The 6,730-nt window shown below is 70.3% G+C and carries 1 protein-coding gene and 3 pseudogenes; 2 read left to right on the top strand and 2 right to left on the bottom strand.

Annotated elements, in window-relative coordinates:
* Positions 1 to 129: 129 nt before the first annotated feature.
* Positions 130 to 993: pseudogene (locus IJH84_RS13840) on the bottom strand (class I SAM-dependent methyltransferase); the annotation flags it as partial.
* Between the two features lie 526 nt (positions 994 to 1,519).
* On the opposite strand from IJH84_RS13840, the gene IJH84_RS13835 reads away from it, so the two are divergent.
* Positions 1,520 to 3,034: an acetyl-CoA hydrolase/transferase family protein gene (locus IJH84_RS13835; RefSeq protein WP_295144965.1), complete on the top strand. Its 1,515-nt coding sequence runs from the start codon at positions 1,520 to 1,522 to the stop codon at positions 3,032 to 3,034.
* A gap of 93 nt (positions 3,035 to 3,127) precedes the next feature.
* Here the strand turns inward: IJH84_RS13835 and IJH84_RS13830 are convergent.
* A pseudogene (locus tag IJH84_RS13830) lies at positions 3,128 to 5,719 on the bottom strand (bifunctional FO biosynthesis protein CofGH).
* A 144-nt stretch (positions 5,720 to 5,863) separates the two neighbouring features.
* Between IJH84_RS13830 and IJH84_RS13825 the strand changes: the two are divergent.
* Positions 5,864 to 6,730, top strand: a pseudogene (locus IJH84_RS13825) (transposase); the annotation flags it as partial.

Raw genomic sequence — 6,730 nt, 5'->3', positions numbered from 1 at the left:
GTTGTACTTGAACGACGACGAGTCCGCCGGCCGGTCCGCGCGGGACCGGCCGGCGGTGGCGGGGTTTGCCGGTTCAGGGGGTGTGCCGGTTCAGCTCGTGGAGCGCGGCGCGTCCGCGTCCAGTTCGGCCAGTTCCTCAGCGGTGCGGTAGGTCTTCTCCGCGACGTGGATGTAGTAGTCCGGCGTCTCGTCCGCGGCGGTCTGCTGGAAATCGCCGTAGGTGTCGATGCGCTGGAAACCGACGTCGCGCAGCAGCCCGCGCACGTAGTTCTTCCGCAGCGGGTACATGTTCAGGAAGTACTCGGTGTCGTCCGGGAACGTGTACTTGTAGCGGGCCAGCCCCTCGTCGACGTGGTCCGGTTTCGCCGAGACCTGATCGCCGCAGTAGTAGTAGGTCTGGTTGGCCCCGGACGTGCCGTCCAGCACCGCGTCGTAGTTGCGCTGGTCGATGATCAGCACGCCGTCGTGGGAGAGCATCGCGTAGAACTCCGCCAGCGCCTTGCGCCGGTCGTGCTCGGAGAACAGGTGCGTGAACGAGTTGCCCAGGCAGATGATCGCGTCGTACTCGCCGTGCACGTCCCGGTTGAGCCACCGCCAGTCGGCATTGACCACGCGCAGCACGTGCCCGCCGTGCCTGCGGCCGTTGCGGAACGCCTGGGCCAGCATCTGCGGGCTGCCGTCCGCGCTGACCGTCTCGAAGCCCGCTTCCAGCAGCCGCACCGAGTGGAACCCGGTGCCGGTCGCCACGTCGAGCACGGATTCCACGCCGCGCGCCTTGAGCTGGTCGACGAAGAAGCGGCCTTCGCTCTCGGCGCGCTTGTCCCAGTCGATCAGCTCGTCCCACTTGTCCACGATGCCGCCGACGTATTCCTGCGCGTAGTGGTCGGATTCGCGGACTTGCAGCGGGTTGTCGCCGAATACCTGCTCGTCCAGCGAAATGGAATCGACCTGCTCGTCGGGCCGGTGCGCCGCGGCGCTCGCGTTTGCCGTCATGCTCCTTTTCCTCACCTTGTCGCCGATCGCGATCGCGGTGGATTCGTGGCTCCGTCGTGCCCGATCGCGGAATCCGGCGGTTCTCGTTCTCGGAGCCGTTTTCGACACTAGGTGATCCGTTTCCCGGGGCAAGGGCGTCGTGGGCGGCCCGCGCCGTCGGCGCGCCAGGGACCGGCGCAGCCGCGGTCGTCTGACCAGTGTTTTCGCCAGATCCGGACGGCTCGGACTGCGGTCGTCCGGCGGATCGGGGAGCCGTTCGCGCTCCGATCGCAGGTGTCGGAGGGCGAATGCGCCGCGCGGTCACCGGCGCGTCGCGCCGATCCGGGAGCAGGTTTTCCGGAGCGTTCCCCGACGAGTTTTCCGCGCAGCTCAGCGGGCTGCGATCGCCGCTTTCCGAAAACTGCGCGGGGCCCGCGTTCGACCGCGTTGTGCCCCGCGTCACTGTTTACGGGATCACAGCCGCTCCTACTCTTCCGTTCGCGCACCGGAGGGTGCCGACGGCAATGCTGCTGAACGGAGAGAATTCATGACCGGACGCATCCGCAACCCGAGGATCGCGCGCAAGCTCACCAGTGCCGTCGAGGCGGCGAACCTGGTCAAACCCGGCGCGAACGTCGGCATGAGCGGTTTCACCGGATCCGGCCACCCGAAGCGGGTCCCGGCCGCGCTGGCGCAGCGCATCGCCGAGGCCAACCGGACGGGCGAGCCGATGCGCATCGGGCTGTGGACCGGCGCCTCCACCGCGCCCGAAGTGGACGGCGTGCTCGCCGAAGCCGACGGGATCGACCTGCGGCTGCCGTACCAATCCGACCCGGTCACCCGGGACCGGATCAACTCGGCCGCGCTGCGCTACACCGACATGCACCTCTCGCACGTGGCGCCGCGGGTGTGGCAGGGCTTCTTCGGGCGGCTCGACGTGGCGATCGTCGAAGCCACCGCGATCACCGAGGACGGGCACCTGGTCCCGTCGTCCTCGGTGGGCAACAACAAGACCTGGATCGAGCAGGCCGACCAGGTCATCGTCGAACTCAACGAGCGGCACGGCGATGGCATGGAAGGGATGCACGACATCTACTACGGCACCGCCCTGCCGCCGCAGCGCAAGCCGATTCCGCTGACCCGGCCGTCGGACCGGATCGGTGCGCCGCACCTGGAATGCCCCGAGGACAAGATCGTCGCGGTGGTGCGCACCGAGGAACCGGACCGCGGCACCGCGTTCCGCCCGCCGGACGCGACCTCCCGCGGCATCGCCGGGCACGTGCTGGACTTCCTGGGCGAGGAGGTCCGCTCCGGTCGGCTGCCGCGCGAACTGCTGCCGCTGCAGTCCGGCGTCGGCAACGTCGCCAACGCCGTGCTGGACGGGTTGCGCACCGGCCCGTTCCGCGACCTGACCGCCTACACCGAGGTCATCCAGGACGGGATGCTGGACCTGCTGGACGCGGGCGTGCTGCGCGCCGCATCGGCGACCGCGCTGTCGCTGAGCCCCGCTGCCGACGACCGGTTCCACGACGGCATCGCCGACTACCGGGACAAGATCGTGCTGCGGCCGCAGGAGATCAGCAACCATCCGGAGGTGGTGCGGCGGCTGGGCTGCCTGGCGATGAACGGGATCGTGGAGGCCGACATCTACGGCAACGTCAATTCCACGCACCTGATGGGCAGCTCGGTGCAGAACGGCATCGGCGGGTCCGGCGACTTCGCCCGCAACGCCTACCTGTCGATCTTCGTGACGCCGTCCAGCGCGAAGGGCGGGGCGATCTCGACGATCGTGCCGATGGTCTCGCACGTCGACCACACCGAGCACGACGTGGACGTGATCGCCACCGAACAGGGCTTGGCCGACTTGCGCGGACTCGCGCCGGCCGAGCGAGCCCGGGTAGTCATCGACAACTGCGCGCACCCGGACTTCCGCCCGGCGCTGCACGACTACTTCGCACGGGCACAGCGCGACTCGTTCGGCCTGCACACGCCGCACCTGCTCGACGAATCCCTGTCCTGGCACCACCGCTTCGTCCGAACCGGAACGATGCGGCAGGGCTGAACCTCCCTCGCCGGGCTCAGGTCCGGCCGGAGCGAACGGACCGTTGGACCCACGGGAATGGTCGAACGGTCCGCTCGCTCCGAGGCGAAACGCTCAGCCGACCACCGGCAGTGAGCGGCGTACGGCCGGGGTGACGCCGTCGCTGGCGCGGGCCGCTTCGACGCGGTCGGCGTCCGGGGTGCCGTAGAGGCTGGTGCGCTACCGCAGCGGCCTGCCGGTCGGGGCGACCATGGTCTCCAGGTCGCTGATGGTCTTGTAGGAGCCGTTGTCGGCCCCGGCCATCCGGCTGATCGTCTCCTCCATCAGCGTGCCGCCGAGGTCGTTCACACCGCCTGCGAGCACGTCCCGGCAGCCGTCGACGCCGAGCTTCACCCACGAGCACTGGATGTTGTCGATCAGCCCGTGCAGCAGGATCCGCGCCATCGCGTGCACCGCCCGGTTCTCCCGCGGCGTGGTGCCCGCGCGCGCCAGCCCGGCCAGGTAGATCGGCGAGTTCTGGTGGATGAACGGCAGCAGCACGAACTCGGTGAAGCCGGGTTTCCCGTTGTTCTCCAGGGATTTCCGCTGCAGGTCGGCGATCAGCTTGATGTGCCCCACCCAGTGCTCGGGGGTGTCCACGTGCCCGTACATCATCGTCGACGTGGTCGGGATGCCGAGCTCGTGCGCGGTGCTGATCACCTCGATCCAGCTCGACGCGGGCAGTTTGCCCTTGGTCAGCACCCACCGGACGTCGTCGTCCAGGATCTCCGCCGCGGTTCCGGGGATCGAGTCCACACCGGACTCCCGGGCGCGATCGAGCCAGTCCCGGATGGACAGATCGGTGCGGGAGGCGCCGTTGACGACCTCCATCGGGCTGTAGGAGTGCAGGTGCATGCCCGGCTGCCTGCGCTTGACCTCGCCTGCGATGTCGAAGTACGCGGTACCGGGCATGTCCGGGTGGATGCCGCCCTGCATGCACACCTCGGTCGCGCCCGCTTCCCACGCCTGGTCGACGCGCTCGCCGACCTGCGACAGCGACAGCGTGTAGGCGTCGGCGTCGGTGCGCCGCTGCGCGAACGCGCAGAACCGGCAGCCGGTGTAGCAGACGTTGGTGAAGTTGATGTTGCGGGTGACCACGAAGGTCACGTCGTCCCCGACGGTGTCCCTGCGCAGCCCGTCGGCCAGCGAGGTCAGCGCGTCCAGCTCCGCGCCGTCCGCGTGCAGCAGCGCGAGAGCGTCCTCATCGGACAGTCCGGCCGGGTCCTTTTCCGCGCGCTGCAACGCTTCCCGCAGGTCGGAGTCGATCCGCGACGGTGTCGTCGGTACCCGCTCGGCCAGTTCGGACCAGTCGCCGTAGACCGAGTCGAAGTCGGTGCGCCGATCCCCGGTGCGCCCGACGGTGTCCACTTCGACGTGCAGGTCGGTGCGGCCGGTGCCCGCCAGCTGCTCCCAGCCGCCGTCCGGTTCCTGCCACGGAATCCCTTCCGGCATGGCGCCTTCGCGCGCCAGCCCGGTCTCCGGTTCGGCGAGCGCGTCGACGTGCGAGCGCACTCGCGGGTCCAGCCATGGTTCGCCCGCGCGCACGTACTCCGGGTAGATCGCGAGCCGTTCGCGCAGCCGGAAACCGGAATCCGCGGTCAGCCGGTCCAGCTCGTCGATCTGCGGCCAGTCGCGCTCCGGATTGACGTGGTCCGGGGTCAGCGGCGAAACCCCGCCCCAGTCGTCGATGCCCGCGCGGATCATCCGCGCGTACTCGTCGCCGATCAGGTTCGGCGGGGCCTGGATGCGCATCTTCGGGCCGAGCACCAGCCGGGTCACGGCGATCGTCGCGGCGAGTTCCTGCAGGTCCGCGTCCGGCGTCGCCTGCATCTTGGTGTTCGGCTTGGCGCGGAAGTTCTGCACGATGACTTCCTGGATGCCGCCGTAGGCGCGGGCGGCCTTGCGGATCGCGAAGATCGCGTCGGCGCGTTCGCCGTGGTCCTCGCCGATGCCGATCAGGATGCCGGTGGTGAACGGCACCGCGCTGCGCCCGGCGTCGTCGAGCACCCGCAGCCGCACCTCCGGGTCCTTGTCCGGGGAGCCGTAGTGCGGCCCGCCCTTCTCGGTGTACAACCGGCTGGCGGTGGTCTCCAGCATCATGCCCATCGACGGCGAGACCGGCTTGAGCCGCTGCAGGTCCTGCCAGCCCATCACCCCGGGGTTGAGGTGCGGCAGCAGCCCGGTCTCCTCCAGCACCCGGATCGACATCGCCCGCACGTAGGAGAGCGTGTCGTCGTAGCCGTGCGCGTCGAGCCAGTCGCGCGCCGCGCTCCAGCGGTCCTCCGGCCGGTCGCCGAGGGTGAACAGGGCTTCCTTGCATCCCATCGCCGCGCCTTCGCGGGCGATCTCGAGGACTTCGTCCGGCGACAGGTACGGCGATTCGACCTTGCCGGGCACGGTGACGAACGTGCAGTAGCCGCAGCGGTCCCGGCACAGCCTGGTCAGCGGGATGAACACCTTGCGGCTGTAGGTGATCACGCCTTCCCGGCCTACCGCGCGCAACCCGGCGTCGCGGGTCCTGGCGGCGTGTTCGGTGAGCTTGTCCAGATCGGCGTCGCGGGCTTGCAGCAGCACGGCCACTTCGTCCCGGTCCAGCGTCTTGCCGTCGCGGGCGCGGGCCAGCGCGCGGCGCATCGCCGAGGAGGTGGGGGCGTCATCGGAAGACATACCGGCACGCTAGGCCGACTCGCTCGCAGGCCGCCAGCGCGTGCGCGGCGAGTCCGGTGACCATCCGGTCATGCAGCGTGTTGATCCTGGTCAGGAAGCTGCGAGTGGTTGCGGGAAGCACTGCGCGGGTGTATTACCCAAAGCGTGGGGTCGATCATCGGCAAGCGGCGCGGCGGGCGGACTTACTACTACTACGCGGAGTCCGGGCGGGTGAACGGCCGCCCGCGCATCGTCGGGCAGCGCTACCTCGGTACCGCCGAGGACGTCGCGGGGTCGCTCGGCGGTTCGGCGGCGGAACCGGAGCGCACCCGGCAGTTGCCGTTCGGTGATGTGGCGGCGGTGTGGCGCACGATCCGGTCCCTGGACCTCGCCGGGATCGTCGACGGAGTGATCGGCAGGCAGCGTTCGGCGGTCTCGGTGGGCACGCACCTGGCGCTGGCCGTGCTGGAGCGCGTGGTGGGGAAGGACTCGGGCGAGCTCACCCACCTGATCCGCGCGCCCGAGCAGGCTTGGGAGCAGGGGCGTTCGCGGCGGGCGCTGCGGCGGCTCGACCCGGAACGCAGGCAGCGGATCGAGCAGGCGGTCTCGGCCGCGGTGCGCGAGCGGATCGGCGGCGGATCGGCACTGGTCGTGGACGTGCCGCAGGCGACGATCGATGCTTCGGCGGACGGGCTGTCCGGTTCGGCGCTGCTGGTCAGCCGGGACGGCGCGATCCCGCTGAGCAGCCAGGACCACCGGCGCGGCGGGGACGAGCGCTACGCCGCGGTCGCCGGGCGGCTCGCCGAACGCCACCGTGCCGGCGGCAGCGCCGAGGTGACCGCCGTGTTCGACGCGGGCGCGCACGCGGGGCCGAGCCCGGACGTGGGTTTCGTCGGGGGCCTGCTGCTGACCGACCACCCCGAGCTGCTGGCCTACACCGCGGGCGCGCGCACCGCCGTGGACGAGCGGCGGCTGCCGGGCTTGACGGCGCTGGACACCCGCGCGGTGGTGGACGGGGTGAGCAGGCGGGTG

Source organism: Saccharopolyspora sp. (genome assembly GCF_017434145.1).
Lineage (GTDB): Bacteria > Actinomycetota > Actinomycetes > Mycobacteriales > Pseudonocardiaceae > Saccharopolyspora_C > Saccharopolyspora_C galaxeae.
The sequence above is the reverse complement of the archived record's forward strand: the minus strand, read 5'-3'. Positions and strand labels throughout refer to the sequence as shown.

Coding starts and splice junctions, on each gene's coding strand:
- IJH84_RS13835 (WP_295144965.1), top strand. CDS start 1,520: ATGACCGGACGCATCCGCAACCCGAGGATCGCGCGCAAGCTCACCAGT.